General features: G+C 64.6%; 17 protein-coding genes and 1 pseudogene. 2 read left to right on the top strand and 16 right to left on the bottom strand.

Going from position 1 to position 19,919, the window contains the following annotated elements; translation table 11 throughout:
- Positions 1-4 precede the first annotated feature (4 nt).
- Complete coding sequence (locus N7E70_RS17665; protein WP_263007131.1) at positions 5-430, top strand: phage baseplate assembly protein V; 426 nt, start codon at positions 5-7, stop codon at positions 428-430.
- Complete coding sequence (locus N7E70_RS17660; RefSeq protein ID WP_154386515.1) at positions 430-765, top strand: hypothetical protein; 336 nt, start codon at positions 430-432, stop codon at positions 763-765. The genes N7E70_RS17665 and N7E70_RS17660 overlap by 1 nt, the downstream gene beginning before the upstream one ends.
- A 30-nt stretch (positions 766-795) precedes the next feature.
- Here the strand turns inward: N7E70_RS17660 and N7E70_RS17655 are convergent, their stop codons facing one another.
- From N7E70_RS17655 to tssB, 16 genes and pseudogenes are all read right to left on the bottom strand, one after another.
- Positions 796-1,716 (bottom strand): hypothetical protein, encoded by a 921-nt coding sequence (locus N7E70_RS17655; RefSeq protein ID WP_263007130.1) that lies wholly within the window; start codon positions 1,714-1,716, stop codon positions 796-798.
- A gap of 39 nt (positions 1,717-1,755) precedes the next feature.
- Positions 1,756-2,838, bottom strand: coding sequence for a DUF4150 domain-containing protein (locus N7E70_RS17650; RefSeq protein ID WP_263007129.1), 1,083 nt, complete (start codon positions 2,836-2,838; stop codon positions 1,756-1,758).
- Positions 2,835-3,860 (bottom strand): beta-ketoacyl synthase N-terminal-like domain-containing protein, encoded by a 1,026-nt coding sequence (locus N7E70_RS17645; protein ID WP_263007128.1) that lies wholly within the window; start codon positions 3,858-3,860, stop codon positions 2,835-2,837. The genes N7E70_RS17650 and N7E70_RS17645 overlap by 4 nt, the downstream gene beginning before the upstream one ends.
- On the bottom strand, positions 3,857-4,954 hold the full coding sequence (locus N7E70_RS17640) for a DUF2169 family type VI secretion system accessory protein (RefSeq protein WP_263007127.1): 1,098 nt from the start codon (positions 4,952-4,954) through the stop codon (positions 3,857-3,859). Before N7E70_RS17640 ends, N7E70_RS17645 begins: the two co-directional genes overlap by 4 nt.
- Positions 4,954-5,496, bottom strand: coding sequence for a type VI secretion system-associated protein TagF (tagF, locus tag N7E70_RS17635; RefSeq protein WP_263007126.1), 543 nt, complete (start codon positions 5,494-5,496; stop codon positions 4,954-4,956). Before tagF ends, N7E70_RS17640 begins: the two co-directional genes overlap by 1 nt.
- A complete protein-coding gene (gene tssM / locus N7E70_RS17630) occupies positions 5,478-9,017 on the bottom strand; it encodes a type VI secretion system membrane subunit TssM (protein ID WP_263007125.1) in 3,540 nt (1,179 codons plus the stop codon). Before tssM ends, tagF begins: the two co-directional genes overlap by 19 nt.
- Positions 9,018-9,020: 3 nt before the next feature.
- Positions 9,021-10,340: a type IVB secretion system protein IcmH/DotU gene (gene icmH / locus N7E70_RS17625; protein WP_263007124.1), complete on the bottom strand. Its 1,320-nt coding sequence runs from the start codon at positions 10,338-10,340 to the stop codon at positions 9,021-9,023.
- 4 nt (positions 10,341-10,344) lie between these two features.
- Positions 10,345-11,679 (bottom strand): type VI secretion system baseplate subunit TssK, encoded by a 1,335-nt coding sequence (tssK, locus tag N7E70_RS17620; protein WP_263007123.1) that lies wholly within the window; start codon positions 11,677-11,679, stop codon positions 10,345-10,347.
- Between the two features lie 40 nt (positions 11,680-11,719).
- Positions 11,720-12,172 (bottom strand): type VI secretion system lipoprotein TssJ, encoded by a 453-nt coding sequence (gene tssJ / locus N7E70_RS17615; protein WP_067962042.1) that lies wholly within the window; start codon positions 12,170-12,172, stop codon positions 11,720-11,722.
- 3 nt (positions 12,173-12,175) lie between these two features.
- A complete protein-coding gene (gene tagH, locus N7E70_RS17610) occupies positions 12,176-13,717 on the bottom strand; it encodes a type VI secretion system-associated FHA domain protein TagH (RefSeq protein WP_263007122.1) in 1,542 nt (513 codons plus the stop codon).
- Complete coding sequence (gene tssG / locus N7E70_RS17605) at positions 13,714-14,778, bottom strand: type VI secretion system baseplate subunit TssG (RefSeq protein ID WP_067962038.1); 1,065 nt, start codon at positions 14,776-14,778, stop codon at positions 13,714-13,716. Before tssG ends, tagH begins: the two co-directional genes overlap by 4 nt.
- The gene (gene tssF, locus N7E70_RS17600; protein WP_263007121.1) at positions 14,742-16,616 is read right to left on the bottom strand and encodes a type VI secretion system baseplate subunit TssF; all 1,875 of its coding nucleotides are present in this window, start codon (positions 16,614-16,616) and stop codon (positions 14,742-14,744) included. Before tssF ends, tssG begins: the two co-directional genes overlap by 37 nt.
- Before the next feature lies 1 nt (position 16,617).
- Positions 16,618-17,363, bottom strand: a pseudogene (gene tssE, locus N7E70_RS17595) (type VI secretion system baseplate subunit TssE).
- A 1-nt stretch (position 17,364) separates the two neighbouring features.
- The gene (locus tag N7E70_RS17590; RefSeq protein WP_067962033.1) at positions 17,365-17,844 is read right to left on the bottom strand and encodes a type VI secretion system tube protein Hcp; all 480 of its coding nucleotides are present in this window, start codon (positions 17,842-17,844) and stop codon (positions 17,365-17,367) included.
- Between the two features lie 24 nt (positions 17,845-17,868).
- Complete coding sequence (gene tssC / locus N7E70_RS17585) at positions 17,869-19,371, bottom strand: type VI secretion system contractile sheath large subunit (protein WP_067962032.1); 1,503 nt, start codon at positions 19,369-19,371, stop codon at positions 17,869-17,871.
- A 4-nt stretch (positions 19,372-19,375) separates the two neighbouring features.
- Positions 19,376-19,915, bottom strand: coding sequence for a type VI secretion system contractile sheath small subunit (tssB, locus tag N7E70_RS17580; RefSeq protein ID WP_263007120.1), 540 nt, complete (start codon positions 19,913-19,915; stop codon positions 19,376-19,378).
- Between the last annotated feature and the right edge of the window lie 4 nt (positions 19,916-19,919).

Here is a 19,919-nt window from a genome sequence, read left to right as displayed (position 1 = left end):
GGGGATGACCAGAACCATCAAACGGATCGAGGGTGTTGTCATCGGGGTCTTTCTCGGCTTCGACGGCGCTGCACCGCTCGTGGTGTTTCCAGGCAATCCCAGGGACACTGCGGTTGCCGCGCGCAGCCTGGCCGAACTCAGCGCCGACATGGTCGGAGCGGAGGTGGCGCTGCTGTTCGAGGGCGGCGACCCTGGCCGACCGCTGATCGTTGGCCGCATCGTCGAGCCCGTGCGCAAGGCACAGACGCCGCAGGTCGTCCGCGACGGCGAGCAGGTCAAGATCGTTGCCGGGGAGCGCCTCGAGCTGCGCTGCGGCAAGGCCACCATCATCATGGAGAAGGATGGGCATATCACCATTCGCGGCACCTATGTCACCAGCCATGCAAGTGCTGCCAATCGCATCCGTGGCGGCTCTGTAAACCTAAACTGATGCCGAAGATCGTCCTGCGCGAGATCGTGCGGCAGCATGCGGAAATGGCAGCATTTCTGTGGACCGTTTACGACCATCACCTGCTCCATCCGGATGAGAACCCCGACATGGACGAGGAGCGTCTTGCGCGGCTGGTCGAGCGGCTGGATGCTCATCTCGACGGCCTTCGCGTTGCAGGAGATGCCGGACGCGAGATCGCCCAGGAAGTCTACGCCGAATATCCTGAGGTCGGTGAGCTCTTCGTGCTTAGGATGCTCATGGAGGGCGCGCCGCAGCGCATAGCTGAACTCGACCTGGAAAAGGTCCGGGCCTATCTCAGCGTCAACGGTGGCTGATCCTCGTGGGCAAGCGCGCCCGGTCTACAATCAGGCGAGCTTGAAGCCGTCGTCGTATTCGAGCGACAGCGTCTTCCATTTCTTGCCATCGAAGCGCCATGCACTGTCGGTGCCCGCGACATAGAGATAGTCGCCGTCGGTACGTATATCCGACGCAGTGCCGGTTTCCACCTCGAGGGCCACGATGGCGTTGCCTTTCTCCACGCCGATTCCGCCCTCATCGCCCCAATAGGCCTTGCCATTGTAGGTGCGCACGGCGAGGTGGGTCGTGGTATCAGCTGGTTCGAGCTCGACCGCTTCTTCGTTGGCGATGCGCAGGCACGTTCCGTCTTCGCCGGCGACCCTGATCGTGCCGTCCGCGGCAACGTCGATGCCATAGAACACTTCTTGGCGATGCAGTTCCAGCGGCTGCCACGTCGAGCCCGCGAGCTTGTGCACCGATCCTGATTTTCCGCAGACCCAGATGCCATGCTTCGCGTCACCGTGAATATCCATGTATTCAGCTTGGGTTATCGGCGTGATCGGACGCCAGTCGTCTCCGACCAGCCTGACGGCGCCGCCTGAAGAGCCGACCATCATGGCGCCACCCGGGTCGGCGGCCCAAACCTGGCGAAAGCTCTCCGTGCCGACCTGATCGCGGGTCCATTGCTTTCCGCCATAGCGCCAGATCCAGATGGTTGCCTCGAGCGCAAACAGTTCACCCGAGGGCGACGCCGACAGCGACGTCAGCCATTCGGACGTGAACAGGACGCCCTTCGCGGTCTTTGGATTGAAGTCGTCGACGACGAAAATGACCGACACCGTGGTGTCGTAGTCGGAATCCGCGAGCAGAAACAGAATGGCCACCTTGCCATTCCCCATCGGCGCGACCTGAAGGCATTCGATCGTGGTGTCCTCGTCTTCGACGAATTCTTCCAGCTCTTCCTTGTCCATCTTCAGCTTACCGATCATGGCTAACGCCTCCCTGGCGGTTGGCTAGGCAGAGATCATTCAAGGGCAGTCCTTCTTGGACTTGGCGACGTCGGACGCCCTGACGACGACCTTCTTCGGGTCCTTGCCGAGGCTCACGGCCTCCTTCTTCAATCGCTTCTTGGCAACGCTGGCGAGACGGCCCTGGTCGATCGCCTTCGGGCAGGTGTCGACACAGCGCTTGGTGTCTTTCACCTCCTGCGCGTTCTTGCCCATGCTTTCTTTCTGATAATCCTGGTTCGCCTTCCTGAGGCACTCCGCGGCGGCATCCTTCACTTCGTCAGGAATTTTAGGGTGATCCATGTTGTCGACCGTGGCCCTGGCACATTTCTCGTTGAAGTCACCGAGCTTGCCCTCCTGGTTGAGCTTGATCCACTTGGCCGCTTCCTGGGTCTTGAGGTTGTGGGGCGTCTTCGACCCCTTGCCTATGACCTTGCCAGTGGCCCCGGCCTTCTTTGCCTTGGCAGCTTCGCCCGGAATCCATTTCGCCTTCATGCAGATGCAGGGAGCCTTGCTTTCGTCATAGGCCTGACAGCAGTCCAGGGTCAGGTCGCGCACGCCCTTGGCGGTGAAGAAACGCACCTCCGTTGTGTGCTCCTTCTCATATCCCTCCGGACAGGTCAGCTTGTTGTAAGGCTTGATCTCCAGCATGCTGCAATTGAAGGTCGCCGGCTTTGCCTTGGAGATTCTCGGCATCGGCGTGCCGCCGGCGGTCGGCGAGGCGTGGTCGTTGGAGCCGATGTCGGTGAAGCGGCTGATGGGTTCGCCGTCCATCTTGACGTTGCCCGACCAGGCGTGGGCGTATTCCTTGCCGGTGTTCACCGAGGTGATGATGTTTTTCTTCGGGGCGCAGCCGGCCTCGTTGCCTGAACATTTGGTGTAGTAGGACTTGTTCTTCTGGGTGACCGTCTTGCCGCCGATCTTCACTGTGCTGGTGCCGCTGTCGGTGTCGTCGTCCATGCTGAAAGTCGGATAGGGGATCGGCACACCGGGCGGCGTGGCGGGTGTTTGCGGCGGCGTGAAGCAGACATAGGGGAAGGCAGCGATAATCTTGTTGGCCTGCGCCTTGCAGGCGATCTCCAGACTGTTGGCATACACGGTCATGCCGCTCTCCTCGTGGCAAACACCGCAGCGCCGCACGCGCCATCATCCGACGACGCTTCGATGAGCACCGGATTGCCCGCCGCATAGCCTTTTGCAGCCGCGGTCCAGGCCATGCCCACCATCACCGGAACGGCCGCGGCCCCGATGTTGCCGAGCGATTCTGCGGGCGACCACAAATCCTGGAATTCGTGTCGGCCGCGCAGCAGCCGGATCGAGGCAAGTGCTGTCTGCTTGAACCAGTACTGCTCGCCAATCAGGTCCGAGATGCGGTAGCCCAGCCGGTTCATCTCGATGCCGGTTTCGCCAAACGCCGCATCATAGGCCGCCGTCATGCCATCGGCCCGCAAGGGCAGGTCGTCCTTGTTGTAGATCGAGGCCGTTTCGCGTGAGAGGCCAAGGCCGAAAAGCTGGAAGTTCCCGCCATTCGGTCGGGTGCACAAAACGGCGGCCGCTGCTTCTCCCGGTATGAAGCCATTGGAATTGTCGGCGGTGAGCAGGCGGCGTCCCTTGAGGTAATGGGCAATCGTCGGCGCGGTCAGATAGCTGTCGACGCCGGCGATCATCACATAGGGCACGTCGCCGGATGCCAGCAGCCTGCGGGCATGATCGAATGCCACGTGCCCGGCAGGGCGCCCATGCGCCACAGTGCGGGAGCGGCTGTGGGGTTCGACCTTGACGATTTCGCCGATCCGCCGGAGGAGGCCGGAGTTGTCGCGCACAGGCCTGCCCGGGCGGCTTTCCTCGGGAAGGCAGAGGATGAGCGCTGTCTGGCCACGCGCTTCGGGGGCGCGCTCGAACGCCTCGGTGATGGCGCCTGCGGCCAGATGCGCCATGCGCTTCTCGCCGATCCAGTTGCGCGGCAGCGGCACGGGCGCGCCGGTGAGCCATCCCTCGGGCGAGCCGAGGAAGCGGGTTTCCTGAAAGCCGTCGAGGCGCGCGCGCATGGCTGCGCATGCTGAAGGCGCATCGAGCCCGACAGCCGTAGCCATGCCAACCGAAATGATGGCGACGCCGGCGCTCATGCCTCTTCCTCTTCAGGTGCTACCCCGTCGGCTCGGACGAAGGTGCGGCCGGCTGCCCGCGCCCTCAGCATGGATTCGGTGGGGGGACCTACCCAGCATTCGGTAAAATCCAGGATCGTGCGCTCGATCCGCTGCGCTACCCGCCAGACCAAGTGGTAGCGGCGGTTCTCCGGGTCGAACAGGATGGTGTCGGGGTAGAGCACACCCTCGAAACTCTTAGCGCCATGCTTGAACAGGGTCATCTCAAGCCCGGTTGGCGGCAGCCGGAAGCTCACCCGGCCTTCCGGCGTCAGGTTCACCAGCTGTACCTCTTCACCACCCCTGGGATGATCGATCTGCTGGTCGGTCGGCGCCATCTGGAAATAGCGCTCATCGAAGTCCGGCGGCAGGAACGGGAAGATGTTCTTGGTCCAATTGTCGTCGTAGGTGCCGCCATGTTCGATGCGGCCGGGCCAGCCGCGGCCCATAGGCCCAAAACTCATCGGCGTGTAGTCGCCGAAGGGCGAGCGCACTTCCTCGCCGACCTTCTGGGTGTTGGGCAGCCGTAGGCCCGGAATGAGATGCTGGTTCCTGGTGCGCGACCAGCCGGTGCCGACCGGGTTGGCGGCATAGACGCCCGGCATCTTGTCCTCGGGATCCAGCTTGTCGACCCCGCCCCAGGCGACATCATAGCTGATCGGCAGCTTCAGGAACGGCTGTGGGGCAGTCGCGGTGAACACTGGACCGATGGCGCGCCACTCGCGATGGCCCACTATCTCGAAGAGTTTCGACCAGTTGCCGACCTTGATGCCGACCGGCACGCGTTCCGCCGGCCGGCCGCCGGGCGCATAGGCGCAGCCATTGGCAATCACGTCGCAGCGCGGCTTGCGGAAGGCAAAATCGGTTTCCCACAGCGTGGCGGAATAGCCGGGCTCGCCCGTCTGCGTGTCGGCAAAGACCAGCGGCGCCTGCTCGGCCGACTTGCGCACCAATCCGCCCGGTGCGTCGGGAAGGTCGAACGTGCCTTTGACCACGACGACGATGTAGTCGTGGCCAGCCTTGTCCATGGCTACGGTGAATTGATGGACGTAGCCGGTCTGGTTCCAGATCTGCATCAGCTGGTCTCCCAGCTCGCGGTGAGCAGCCGGTCGAGGACCGCTTGTGGGGCCGCCGGATCGACGTCCACCGGCACCCATGGGCCGGCCCACAAGACCATGCTGAGCACAGGCTCTCCCGTCATGTCGGCGATCGGAAACGGCAGCTCGGCAAGGCTGGCGGCGAATTCGTCTGCGCTGACATAACCATAGCGCGCCGCGTCGGCCGCCATCTCGATGTCGTCGAACCATTTCGCCGCCATGTCGGCCACTCCTGAATTGGCGGCGGCGAGGGGGGCTGCGACCGTCAGCGGAAAACGGCGGCCGGCGCGGTCGTTGCTCGTCACGACGATGCCGGCCATCGGGCCGTTGGCATCGGGACCAAGCAGGAAACGCAGTGCCACGTCCTCTGGCCAGGCGCCCGAACTCTGCAATGGCGCGAGGTGGCTTGCCACCCAACGGTCCCATGCGCGCACGAAGTCGCCGGGAAGCCCGCGGCCGACGAAGTCTCCGGTCGCCGGAATCTTGCCGTAGAAGCCGGTGGCTAGATGTTCTGCGGGCACGTGAACCTCTTGAACATCTGCAGGTTGTAGGGGTTCTCGACACTTGCCGCCTTGAGCTCGAAGTCGGCGTAAAAACTCTTGGCGCCGAGGCGCAGGTTGTAGACGTCGGACAGCGATGTCGCCGTGAAGCGACCCTTGGTGAGCAGCCGCAGCCAGGCCCAGCTCCCGGTTTCGTTGACGATGACTTCAGGCGACCCATCGATGGGCTGGAAGGCCAACGAGATGGTGCCGGTGCCGTCCTTGCCCGGCCAGGTCATCGGCTGAGGGCGGGTGGCGTTGTTGTAGTAGACGAGGCTTTGGCCATCGAGGTTGAGCGTCACCCGCGTGACTGTCGGCGACAGATCCTTGGGCTCGAGCGTGAAGCTCATCAGGGGGCCGGTGCCACCGGGGAACAGGTCGTCGCGAATACGGCGCGCCTGCTCGAAGGCGGCAAGGGCAGACGAATCCAGCCCCATGTCGGCACGCCAGGTCCATGGTTGTTTGGCCGTGTCGACATAGCTGATCAGGTGGTCGTTGGTGAAAGCGTCGATCAGTCCGCCTGGGCCGAACAGGCGGGCGAAATCGCGGACGTTGACGTCAACGGCACTTTCCGGGCTGAACGGATATCGGTTGGTCAAGGCTGCCTGGCAGAACGGCAGGATATCGGCGCGCCAGATGGCATTGAGTTCGGAGGTGACGGCCTTTTCGGTCAGGCCGCTGGTGTCGCCGGCGATGCCGCCGAGCCAGTCGTCGATCGGATCGGGCAGGATCTGCGCCTGGCGCGCGACGGCACCGGTGAGCTCCGCGAGCCCGCCCTGCTTCTTGATGGCATCCTGCGGGTCGGGATTGGCGGTGACTGTCTGCAGCACATTCGATAGTGCCGTCAAGGCGACGACCGCGGCATCGAGCATGGGGGGCTGCCCGTCGACTTCGGCGACCGCACCTTTCAGCGGCTTGAAATGCTCGGCGACGAGCGTGCCGGTCATGTCGACTTCTGCTGCCGACCCGGCACGCGGCAACAGCTTGGCGCCGGCTTTGGCCAGTTTGCCGACCTTGCCGAGCTTGCCCAACAGCTTGGAGGCGCCTTTCGATGCGGCCTTGTTGTCGCCGGCCGGCTCCTCGTCCGAGCGGATGAGATCGGTCTCGTGAACGACTGCCGTGACCAGGCGCTTGAGCGCGGAATCGGCGCTCGACAGGTCCTTCAAATTCTCGCTGGCGACGTTGAGGTCGGTCAGCGGTGCCAGCCTTATGTCGCGCAGCAGGCTGTCCCACTGGGCGATGAAATCCTCGTAGTAGAGCTTCAGGATGTCTTCCGACAGCGCCGACACCGAGGTCTCGGAATTCTCCTCGCAGCCGCCGGCAAAGACGGCGCGGTCGAGGGCCGCCTGGGCGGCGACATCCTCCAGCCGATCGAGGATGACGTCGTGGAAGCCGGCATAGGTGAATGCGCCGGGCACGCCGACACGCAATGTTTTGTCGGAGCGGCGGGCAAAGACCTTGGAGCCGTTCGGGCCGGCGAAATTCGCCGGGATCCACTCCTTCAGTTCGGAGACGGCGGGATCGGCCAGCAGCTGCTTGTAGGCGCGCGCTGGCAGCGAAATGGTGCAGACGCTTTTCAAGGCCTCGGCGACAAGCGCCGGATCGGGCGCGACATAACTCGCGTCGATCGTCATGCGGCGAATGGCGGCAAGCTGGTGCTCTTCTGCGTTGGGCGTCGGGAAGGGCGCGACGGGTGCGAATTCTGGCAGGTCGTTGACCCACCAGTTTTGAGCGAAATCCGCGTCCATCTGGGAGAGGCCGGTCATCATGCGATAGGTCTTGAGCGCCCCCAGCATGAATTCCGGATCGCGGACCTGGCGCCACATCGTCGTTTCGAGCAGGGCGACCATGCGGGGTTCGAGGATGTTGCGCAAAGCGTGGTTGTAGCTGTCGGCCTGGGCCCGCAGCAGCTCCGGAGAGGCCGTCGGGCCGACCAGGTCACGAAAACCGCTGGGCGGCGGCGTGCGCGCATTGGTGACCTCATCCATCGCAGCCAGCGCAACGTCGATGTCGGGCGCATCGACAGGAGCCGGGGCCGCCGCGAATGGCGCCAACGGCGCCTGCAGTGCCTCCAACTGGCCGGCTTGGGCCGCGATGGCATTGCGGTTGTCGTAATAGGACAGTCCGAACAGCGCTCCGGCAAGCAGGACAGCTGCTCCGCAGGCTGCGGCGGCACCGCGCCAGATCCAGGTCCGGCGGCGTTGCGCCAGGGGATCGAACATGCCCAGCCCGGCTTCCTTGAAGATCACTTCGGTGAGCAGGTTTTTGAGGAAGAAGCTGCGCTTTTCGACGCGTGGCGACGACATGGCGCGGCGCGGCGGCAGGCCGAACGAGGAAGAGAGTGCAGCGGTCAGCCGGTCGATGGGCGCGCCTTCCTGTGTGGCCGAAGTCAGATAGACGCCGCGCAACCAGGCGCTGTCTTCGTAGCGGCTTTCGCCGAAAATCTGTTCGACGAGAAGACGGATCGGTTCGGACAGGCTTTCGACCTGGGCCGGGAACCTGAAGATCTCGGCGCGGGCGGCGAGGCTGTCTTCGTCCTCGAGGCGGGGGACGAGGCGGCGCTCGAGCTCGGTCGCCAGCAACGAGATCTCGCTTGCGACCATCTTGCCGTCGACGCGTGCATCAGGCGCGAAGGTCGTGCCCCAGACCTGTTCGCGGGCCGAGGTCGAGAGGCCGCCGAAGAAGGGCTCAAAGCCTTTGATGAGGTCCGCCTTGGTCAGCATCAGATAGACCGGGAGCCGGATTTCGAGACGTTCGTTCAGCTCGGCGAGGCGGCGGCGGATCTTACGGCCATGCGCCTTGATGGCTTCATCGCCCTCCGAGAACGCATCGATCGACAAGGCAACGATGACACCGTTCAGGGCGCGCCGGCCGCGATGTTTCTTCAACAGGTCGAGAAAGCCCAGCCATTCCACGGCATCGACATCTGGCTGGCTCTCCTGCTGGACGTAGCGGCCGGCGGTGTCGATCAGCACCGCGTGTTCGGCGAAGAACCAGTCGCAGTTGCGGGTGCCGCCGACACCCTGGATGTCGTCGGTGAGGTCGATCGGGAAATTCAGCCCGGACTGGCGCAAAGCCGTGGTCTTGCCGGTGGCCGGCGGTCCGACGATGACATACCACGGCATGTCGCGCAGCAACTTGCGGCCGCCGAGCTTGCGCCGCTTCATCTCGTCCATCAGCCCCTGGAACTTGGCGCCGACCGCGGCAACGCTCTGTTCGCCCGCCGTCAGCGGCTTCTCGACCGGCGGCGCGGCAATCTCGGCGACGAACATGCGATTGGCTCGGATGGCGCGGCGCTGCGCCAAAATCAGCCAGATCAGCCACAGGATGACCAGGCCCGCGATCAGCGCCATACGCACGGTTTCGGACGCAAACGGCGTGCTCTGGCCGACCGCGACGATGGGGCCGAAGATCCAGATGATCAGGGAAAGCAGCGTCAGGCCGATCAGCGTCCAGAGCCACCGCGATGTCAGTACCGACCAGAGGAAGCGCAGGATGAACATCTGTCACAACCTCTTTTCGACCAGCACTTCGACGCGGCGATTGAGCGCCCTGCCTTCACGCGTGGCGTCGTCGGCAACGGGGTCGGTGGCGGCGCGCCCCTCGGAGCGCACGCGCTCGCGCGGCACGCCGTTCTGGACGAGCATGTCGGCAATTGTCGCGGCGCGGGCTTCCGACAGGCGCTGGTTGGTGGAAAGCGGGTTGGTTCTTTGCAGCGGGATGCCGTCGGTATGGCCGACGATGGTGACGTTGCCGATCAGCTCCTGGTTCTCGACGATGACCTTGGCGATTGCCTCGATGAGCGGCTGGAAGCCGTCGGTCAGCTCGGCCCTGGAGGACTGGAACAGCTCGGGGTTGGAGGCCTGGACGACGAGGCGGGCCAGCGACACGCTTTCGGCGCCCTTGAGCGCCGGGCGCAGGCCCTCGGGCGTGGCTGCCGCGAACTCCGGCAACAGCGCGAAGTCGACGGTCTCGACCGGTGGCGCTTCCGCTTTGGGCGTGGTGCGCAACACCTCGGCGCGGTCGGCCGGCGGAAGCGCGCGGACCAGGGCCGAAAGCTGGACGGCCTGGTTGCTCAGCCCCAGCGAGAAGGCAATGTAGATCGTGGTGGCGAGCACGGCCGCAATGACGCCCATCACCCAGATCGGCACGGTGAAGCGCGGTGCCTCGTCGGCGGCAACGACGCCGCGCCAGTTGGGCGACAGCGGCGCGTCTTCGGCATCGGCGTCGCGCAGGAAGCGGGCGGCGGCGACACGCACGGCATTCAGCGACCGGTCGCCCGAGCGGCCGGGCACCCGGTATTTGCCGCGGAAGCCCAGCGCCATGCAGTGATACTGCAGCTCCAGCATTTCCCTATCGCGGTTTGGGTGGCGCTCGAGCTCCTCCAGGCGCGAGAAGAACTGGGCACCTGCATCGACGTCGCCGCGCAGCATGACAACCAGAGGTTGCCGCGGCCAGGCGCTCGAGCCGCCCCACGGCGTGTTCAACGCGAGGTCATCAAGCAGTGCGGCCACCGCCCATGCAGCCTGATCGGCCCGTTCGACCGACGATCCGGCGGCAACGGCGGCGTCGCGACCGCGCACCAGTTCTTCCTGCAGGCGGGTGCGAAGGTGTTCAGGATTCTCGGGCGGCAATGCGTTTTCGAGTTCGGGCGCGAATTCCAGCAAGGCGGAAAACGCATTGACCAATGTGTTCGGATGGGTGCGCGAGCGCTTCAGCGGCGCAGACGAAAACGGCATCGGCATGCGCGGCTGCGGCGTACCCACCATGCGTATCCGGGTACGCTCACGATCCTCCGACAAGCCGAAAGGATCGTCCTGGCTCATGGCGTCACCTGTTCACCGAATAGCAGTCGACCTGCGGCTCGCTCGGCAATACGCCGGAAACGCCGATGACGAATCCGGGTGCGTCGAGGAGGGAGGCCCAATGCTCGCTTCTCTGATCGAGTTCAAGGCAAAGGCGGTCGCCGTCATAGGGGATTTCACGCGGCTGCGAATGCAGCGGCTTCAGCGGTATGCCCGGCAGGCGCGACTTCCACAGGCCTTCGAATTCGCTGGCGGCCCCCACCGTCGCCTGGTTGACGAAGATCTTGCGCAGCGCGTCCTCGGACAGCTCGGAGCCGACGCGGATGACGATGCGGCTGGCGACGAGCAGCTTGGGGTTGTCGATGCGCACCTTCCAGACATTGGTGGAGTGGCGCATGACCGGCAGCGCCCGCGATTTCGGCTCGACATAACGCAGGCTGAGGATCAGCGAACGCAAGGTGTCGGCGAGCGCCGAATAGGCAGGACCTGGGGCCATGTGGTCATAAACAGGCAGTTCGGCGAGACGGCGCGAATTCGAGCCGTAGGTCGCCATCGATCCGGCGAGGCCGGCAAGTTCGAGATAGAGTTCGGCCGGATGGAAGATGTCCTGCGCCAGCATATGCGCCAGGCGTGGTCGCGCCGAATTGGCAAGGTTGAGCATCAGCAGATCTTCGACGCTGCGGCCGGGGCCGCCAAGCACCATCTTGGCATGCGCCTCGGCGATCTGGTCGAGCCCGGTGATGACCTCCTGTAGAAGCTGGGCGTACCAATGGACCGCACCTGTGGCGAGCGTCGGCGGCAGGAAGTTGGCGTCGACGGCAACACCGCCATCGGCGCGCAGGCCGGTGATCTCGGTAATCGGCAATGCCGTGTAGCCGCCGACCGATTTTCCCGGAGCAAGCAACAAGGCCTGCGGACGGGCGATCTCGATCTCTTCGGGGTCCGATCCGCCTTGCACGGCATCGCGAACGGTGACGATGCGGCCGCGGTAGCGCGCACCGCTGGTCTCGGCATGCGCCGGATCGAAGCCGACGCCACCGGGCGGTTCCAATGGTACCGCGATCAACACCGGACCGCCGCCCATGTCGGCGGTGATGGCGAGCGGCTTTGGCGCGTCCATGGTGTCGGGAATGGCAAAGGGCGTGCCGTCGGGAAAGATGCCGCGCGCCGAAAGCACGGCGACCTGTCCGGCTTCCAACTGGGCCGGGTCGAGGGTGAGCGTGCGGAAGCCATAGGTGTGAAGTTGCCCGGCCTGCAGCGCGCCGCGCACCGTCGCCTCGAAGAAGCGGTCTTGTTGCTGGAAGTGCTGGGTCCGAAGGAAAAGCCCCTCGGACCAGAGCACCCTGTTTGCGTCGGTCATGCGGCAACTCTCTGCATCGACAACTCCTGATATGGCCCGGTCAGGCCGAAATGCCTCCGCTGCCGAGCGTCACGGTGATCGTCACCGTCGAACCCGGTGAAACCGACTTCGTCGTCCGCCAGGTGCGACCGGTTGGTTCGCGAACAAGCGCGACGAAGCCGAGCGCGGTCGCCTCCGGCTCGACGGTGATCGTCTTCGATGCCGCCGCACCCGGGCCGACCGAAAGCTGGTCGGAGCCGATGAGATCGCCGGCAAGTGCCGAGCCGGCGTCGCCCTGCAGGGCGAAATAGTCGGCCGAGTTGAATTTGCCCGTGCTCTTCAATCGCATGACCAGAACCGTGACCGGCCTGTCGCCGCCGTCGGGCCCGGGGTTCATGCCGGCTTGACCGCTCACATTGACGGTGACGGTGGACGGTTTCGGTGGCCCGCTTTGGCAGGCGGCCACCAGTCCTGTAGCGCCGAGAGCAATAATGAAGTCGCGCCGGTCGATCATGCGTCACTCCTCTTCATATGCGTTGCGGAAGTCGGCTCCTATTTCGCCCATGAAGCGCGTCTCGGCACTCAGGGCGATCTCACGATGGCGTTTCTTGTAGAGGTCCCAAAGCTTGGCGCTGCGGCCGCCGGCGAGCAGTTTCTCGATCGACGAGCTCGACTTCAGCTCCTCTTCGAGCGCGACGGGATCAAAGCGGTCGATCATGTGGCGCAGCGCGCCTTGCAGGCCGCGCCAGGCGCGAACATGGTGTTGGGCGAGGTCGCGGATCGCATCCGATATGGCCGGCTCTCCGGCGAGAAAACCCGGAGTGCGCTCGGCCAGGATTGTTGCCAGCGCATCGTCGACCGTGGGCAGGAACTTGAGCGGATTGACCTCCGAGGAGCCGACGATCGTCTGCTCGATGCGAGCGTTGCCCTTTTCCTCGGCGCGCTTGCGCAACAGCTGCATCAGGCCTTCGAGCATCAGGCGATACTCACGGCCGAATTTTTCCATCTCGGCCAGCGGGTCGCGGTTGGAAGAGGCGTTTTCGCCAAGGCCCATGCCGCGCAGGAAGGCGGCGCGCAGCGCGCTGTCGGACGGTGCGGGCGTAGGAGTTGGCGCGGCTGCAGGTGCTGCCACCACATTTGCCGCGGCCTTCTCCCGCGCACGCAGCGACATCGGCGGCGGGGGCGGTGTGTCCGCTCGGCGGGCAGGCGCGTCCCAGGGCGCAACCGAGGCCGGCTGTGCCGGAGCCGGAACTGGGGGCGGAGCGAGAGCGGTTTCGCGCGGGTTTGCATCGACCGCCGGCGGAAGCGGCGTCATAGGCGGGAGATCGAAGCCGTCATCGAATGGCGGCGATTGGGTTACGACCGGTTCCGCTTTTGACTTCGGCGTCTCGGCCGAAGCGAGGCCGAAAGGATCGGCAAAGGCTGCCGTGCCGTTCTGGCTGTCGCCGGCATGGCCGTTCGCAACGGGTGTCGCCACCGGATCGAGACTGAACGGATCGTCGAAGGCAGCGGAATTGCGCTCGGAGCCGCCGGCGCGCTCATAGGCCCGGAACGCGCCGGGTTCGGGATGCTCGAACGGATTGGGCAGATCGGCAGGGCGGGGACGCTGAGGCTCCTCGTCGGTCTTGATCGAGAAGAAATCGTCGCCGCCGAGTCCGACCGGGGCGCGAGATGCGGCAGGCGCCGGTTGTGGCACCGATGTCCTGGACGGTGTTGGCTTGAAGTGCTGCAGGTGGGCTTCGGCCGGCTGCAGCTCCACCGAAACGACATAGTCGCCAAGACGGAGCCGCATGCCATGGCGCAGTTGCGCCGAGTTGCCCGAGCCAAGGGCGCTGCCGGCGTCATCGATGAACAGGCCGCTGCTCGACGTGTCGACGACGACGTAGCCGTCCTGTCCTGACGTGATCTTGCAGTGGGCGCGCGAGACGAACATGTCGGGGTCGTCGATCTGCCAGTCCGCATCGGGACTGCGACCGATCACGAGTTCACCCTGATCCAGCCGGGTCTGGCGCACTGCCTGTGCGCGCGGTCCCTGCTCAAGCGTGAGGAGCAAGCTCATGCCCCGACTCCCGCCATTTCGGGCCGCCAGCCGACGATCGTCCGCAGGCGCATATCCTCAGCATCGCCCCTTTCGGCAGGGGGCGCAAGCCACGCCGTTCGGCCGAGCTGCGCCGCCCCGATGCGGGCCGGCGGCACCTCGTCGCTGGCCAGCACAAGCCTGAGGTCGACGTCGAGCAATTCACCGAGGAGGTCGCTTATGGCGCGCTTGAGGACAGCCAGTCGCCGGCTGCCGGGAAGGAAGGATGAGTAGGTGTTCAAATCGAGCGGGCCGAGGCGCAGCTCGACGCGGTTCTGGCGGCTGAAGCTGCGCGGCCCGATGGTCGCACTTCTGCCTAGGGAGGCGCTGGCCATGCCGAGCCTCGTCTGCAGCGCGGCTGGAACGTCCAGCCATGACGCCACGAACTCCTTGAGCTGGACCTTCACATTGAACACTTCGGCGACGAACAAGGTCAGCCGCTCGGGCCCGTCGACCTGTCCGGCAAGTGCTGCTGCCTGGCGCAACTTGACCGAATCCATGTCCGGGTCCTGGGCGTTGCCGGTTTCGGGCAATCCGATGCCGGCCATTGCCTCCAGCATCGCGCGGATACGCCCGCCGACGGCACGCTCGACCTGCACGCCGGGATGCGCGTCCGCCCAGGCGCGGTAGAACAGGGCGATCATGCGGTGCTGAAGGATATTGACGAACTCGACGAAGGTCGTGTCGCTGGTCTGATGGGCATCCGCACCGGCAAACCAGCGCTGCGACATGCGGTCGAGCACCCACCGCGTGACATGCAGCGGCAGCGGGCCTTCGGGGCCAAGCAGGCCAAGATTGGCGACGGTGACCCGCGCGGCACCCTTGTCGGTGGCGGGCGAAAAATTGACGACGTCCTGGGTCGCAAAGCCCAGACGCACATGCTGGCCGAGGCGTGCAGGCTCACGGTCCGGCCGGCCGGAGTGACCGAACAGGCGGCCGTCCCGGTTTTCAAGCTGGCGCAGCAGCTCGAAGAAGTCATAGCCCTCGGACAGCGTGTCGGCAGCCGCTAGATCAGGAAGCGGTTGCCGGGCGTCATCGGCCATGGCACGTCCTCCTGCTTCTGGAGCAGCCGCGTGCGGGTGCGCACGAAGCCGTTGATACCGGCGTGGCGGGCGAACAGCCGCGCCAGAAGCGCGGAAAGCAGCAGCGAGCTTTGGCCGGACAGAACCGACTGGTCGATGTGGAGCAGGATCTCGATGCCGCGGCCGAAACACATCGGCCCCGGTATCGCCAGGCGCTCGATCACCGGCTGGGAATCGATGCGGACGATCGAGCGGACATGGCGCGCCAGCCCCGGATCGCCGCGATCGGCATAAAGGTCGAGCAGTGCGTGCAGCGGATCGACGCCGCGCCCTTCCTTGGCAAGGCTGAGGAAGTTGAGCGCGAGTTGCGCCACCAGCCGCCAGGCCAGATCGTCGGCCCGCGATTCAGCGTCGGCCCCGGCAGGCAGGGCGGCGGGAATGGAGGGCTGTGGCGCACGCAACGCACCAAGCAGGCGGGCCGCCTCGACCGGGTCGCCGCTCTCCAGCGTCAGCGTCGGATTGTCGTCGAGGATCGGCAGGTCGCGATTGGTGCAGAGAGCGGTGATCTCGATGCGTTTGAGCGGCCGCCCGGCCGGGATGCCTGCCGGGCGGGAGATCGCCAGGAAAACGTCGTCGCCGGTGTAGGAGGTGCGCGTCATGCCCTCGCGCCGCTCGTCTTCGGTGGCGCGGCGTGGACGGCGCTCGATCGAATAGACCCAGCCGCTGCCCCGGTTCTGACCCAGACTGAACAGTGCCGGTATCTCGGCGTCGGGGCCCTGGGCGTCTGCATCCTCGACATGGGTGACGCGGAAGATTTCGAAATCCCGTGGCCGGGTCCGGTCGGCATAAAGCACCTGCCGGGTCTTGCGGGCATCGAGCTCGATGACGTTGCATTCGCGCTCGAACAGATTGATCACCGGTGTGGCGAAAAGCTCGAAGTCGGCTGGCGCGAGGTCGGCGAGTTCAGGTGCTGCCCGCCGCAGCAGGAAAAAGATTTCGAGCCCCGCATCGGAGCTGCGCACGACCGGCAGCAGACCCTGCACGCGGACATAATGGAAGCGCTCCGGCATCATGAAATATTCGCGCAGCAGCCGGTAGCCTTCGAAGGTCGGACGCGTGCGCGGCATCAAAGCTTCACTGTCGTTGATGCCGATCATCTCGGGCTGGGGCAGCACCGTGAGCTTGCCTGACTTCCCGTTGGGGCGGGCGCCAATTGCCGTGCAGACGCCAAAGATCGTGTCGAACAGCAGCGACGCCTTGGTGCGCCCGGCAAAATGCAGGTCGAGCCGATCGAGCGCCAGTTCGTTGAGCTTGCCCTTGCCGGATCTGGCGATGGTGATGCGCAGCGCCGCCTCGCACACAACACCACTGATCGGCGAGATGCCGGCTGCGGCGAGCGCGCTGCGATCCTGATAGTAGCCGACCGACGCAATCTCGATCGGCCACAGGGTGACGTCCTGGGCGGTCGTGAAGGTGGAGCGCGTCGAAAGGTTGGGCTGCAGGTTGGCGACAAGCCGGGTGCTGCGCTTGACGACGTGGCCCGTGTTCATCGTCTGAACCTGCTGGCCCGGCTTCAGCACCGCCATGGTCACCGCGGGCGCCTGCGTCAGCAGGTCGGGATAAAGCACTTCGAGGACGCTGCGCGCGAACCTCGAGCGTTCGGCATCGACCTTGAGCCGGGTGCGTGCGGCGAGGAAGGCGACGCCGTCGAGCAGGCGCTCGACATAAGGGTCGGGGCAGGGCGCGGTGTCGAGCGAGAGGTTGCGTGCGACCGCCGGGTGCATGTCGGCGAATTCCGCTGCAAGCGTGCGGATGTGGGTCAGCTCCTCCTCGTAATACTCCAGGAAGATCCGATCCATTCTATGCCTCGCCGTATTCGGTCCGCGCCAAGCCGTTGTCGAGGTTGATCGTGGTCCGCAGCCGGAGCCGTTCCGGCGTCGGCGTCATGATCAGCACCCCGTCGATTTCGATCTTGATGCCCATGCTCTTGTCGTTGAGGGTGACCGTGACCTTGGTCGCGCTCTCCTTGAGGCGCGGCTCGAAATTGGCCAGGACTGTCTTGATTTCACGGGCCAGCGCGTCCTTGTCGAAGTCGCGGGACGAGCGGCCGGAGAATGAAGGCACGCCGTAGTTGACCACGCTGCGCCGCACCTCCGGGAAGTCGTCGAGTTTCAGGCGACTTTCGGCGGCCTGCTCATCCTCGACGTCGGACAGCAACGGGACGGCATCGAAACGCTCGGTGTTGAACAGCGCCTCGATGTCGCGGCGAACCGCCTCGCGCAGCACGCGCGCCGACACCACGATGCCCCGGTTTTCGAGCTCGACGCGGTTACGGTTGAGGAAGACCAGCCGGTGCAGGCGCTGCTTGTGGTCGGGCGTGAGATCGAGATCGGAATCGATCACACGCGCACTGCCGGTGGCGAGCGCTTCGACACGCTCGCTGCCAAGTTCATTGTTCAATGCCCGCTGCAGGGCCTCGATTTCAGAGCTTAGTCCAGGCAGGTCGTTCACCAGCCGGTCCCATAGCGATGGCTGTGACGCCTCTCGCCTTGCTTGCTGAACTCCACTGGCCTTCATCATGCAGCACCAGGGCGTCTATGCGGCACGTCACAAGCCGGTTGCAACGCTCATCTCTTGCGTATGGTCGGTGTCGTAGACCAGCTCGATCGTCTTGTAGGCGAACTGCACGAAGTCCTCGAGCGTGTCGCTGTTGGTGGTGCTGGCACCGAAGCCATAAGAAACGACGGATGCTTCCTTCATGGTGATGACGAAGTAGTCGCTCGTCTCGCCATCGATCGTGCGGCGGCAGGAAACCACCACTTCGTCGAACTGCTTGTTCTCGTGGCAGGCCTTGGCAAGGTATGGCGACGACATGTCGACATCCTTGGAACAACTCACCGTGCCCAGCGCGACGCGGCCCTTGCGGGAAAGCGAATTGGGATCGAATGGGGCCACCATGTTGAAGGCGACGTTGAATATCTCGATCTCTTCGTCATGACCATCGCGGGTGCTCGGACCCTTGATGTCGGGAACCTTCAGGAAGCCGTCGATCTTGGTAGCTTTTCTCAGATCGTCATCCGATGCCATTGTCTCTCTCCGTTACTGGACAGTTCAGGACTTGACCGAAGGCAGCTCCGACACCAGCCGAAGCGAAGCGTTGATTCCTTCCAACTGGTAGTGCGGGCGAAGGTAGAAGCGCGCGTTGTAGTAGCCGGGACGCCCTTCGACGCTGTCGACCTGGACCTCGGCCGCGGCGAGTGGGCGTTTGGCGCGGGCCTTGTCGTCGGCGAAGGCCGGATTGGCGAGCACGTAGCGGTTGATCCACTCGGTCAGCCATATCTGCATGTCGGCGCGTTCCTTGAACGAGCCGACCTTGTCGCGCGCAATCGCCTTGAGATAGTGGGCAAAACGCGACACCGGGAACAGATAGGGCAGGTTCGCACTGAGGCGCTCGTTGGACTGCGCGTCGGGATCGACGAGCCGTCCCGCACGGGTTTCATCGTCCTGCAGCGAATGGGCGCCGATGAAAGCGGCAAGATCGGTGTTCTTGCGATGCAGGATCGGCATCAGGCCGAGCTTGGCGAGTTCCGCTTCGCGGCGGTCGTCGATGGCGACTTCGGTCGGGCATTTCATTGCCACCGAGCCGTCGTCTGTGGGGAAGCTGTGCACCGGCAGGTTGATCACCGTGCCGCCATTCTCGACGCCGCGGATCTGCGTGCCCCAGCCGAACAGCTTGTGGCTGCGGTTGATGTTGACGCCCATCGGGAAGGCGGCATTCATCCAGACATATTTGTGGTGGTCGCCCTGGACCTCCTCTTCGAAGGCGAAGCCCTTCACCGGCACGGTGTCGGCGCCATAGGGCAGGCGGGCCAGGACGCGCGGCATGGCAAGGCCGATGTAGCGGGCGTCCTCACTCTCGCGCAACGATTGCCACGAGGCGTAGGCCGGATTGGAGACGATCTGCTGCAGGTCTTGCGGATTGGGCAGTTCCTGCCAGCTGTCCATGCGGAACAGGCGTGGCGAGGCGGCAGCGATGAACGGCGTATGCGCCGAGGCGCAGACGCCCGAAATGTTGCGCAGGAGGCCGACGTCGCGCGGATGGTTGGAGAACTCGTAGGCGCCGATCAGACAGCCGAAAGGTTCGCCGCCGAACATCGAATATTCGTCGGTGTAGACCTTCTTGAAGACCGGGCTCTGGTCCCACATCTGGCCTTCATAGTCTTCCAGCGTGTCGGCCAGCTGCTCCTTGGAGATGTTCATCACCCGGATCTTCAGCTTCTGGTCGGTCTCGGTGTTGTTGACGAGATACCAGAGGCCGCGCCAGGTGCCTTCCATCTCGCGCACTTCGGGTGCGTGCAGGATCTCGTTGAGCTGAACCGTCAGCATCTTGTCGATGCCTGCGATCAGCGACTTGATCGACTTGATCGCATTCGACGAGATGGTGGTCGTCTCGGAGCGCGACTGGGCGGCGAGCGCCAGATTGCGGACGAGCTGCTGCAGCTTCTCGCTGTCGTCCTTCTTGACCTTGAAGTCCTTTTCCAGAAGGTCGCTGAACTCACCGAGGTCGATGGCCTCGGCCTCGGCGACCGTTGGGCTCTTTTGCTGCTCGGCCATGGCTCTACTCCTCGACCTTGTCGCTGTCCGAGAGCGCCTGGCTGGCGATCTGGCCCAGCAGAGGCTCGTTGTTCAGCAATTGGGCGATGCGCTTTTCAGCATCGGCGCGGCCGTCCATGAAGCCAAGCAGCTCTTCCAGCTGACGGCGCATCTTGAGGATTTCGGCGAGCTGCGGCACCTGCTCGGCGATCTTGTCGGGAGCGAAGTCGCCCATCTTGGAGAAGGTCAGGTCGATTGCCAGCTCTTCCTCCTGCTCGGCACCCTCGGCCTGGGGCAAGGTGTTCTTCACCCGCGCCTTGACCCTTGGGCCAAGCGCTTCCATGAAACGCGGGAACCTGTTGGCATCGGTCTCGACGAAGGTGCGGTCGAGCACCGTCTTCTGCGCCTCCTTGGTCTGTGACAACCCGGCGAGATCGGCCATCACGCCCATCACGAAAGGCAGTTCAATCGTCGTCGGGCTGCCGTAGGTCTCGACGTCATAGGCGATCTGCACGCGCGGCGCGCGATTTCGCTCGATGACCTTTGCTTTGCTTTCGGCTGGCATGCTT

Source organism: Aminobacter sp. NyZ550, assembly GCF_025628925.2.
Lineage (GTDB): Bacteria > Pseudomonadota > Alphaproteobacteria > Rhizobiales > Rhizobiaceae > Aminobacter > Aminobacter ciceronei.
This window is presented reverse-complemented; position numbering and strand designations above follow the sequence as displayed.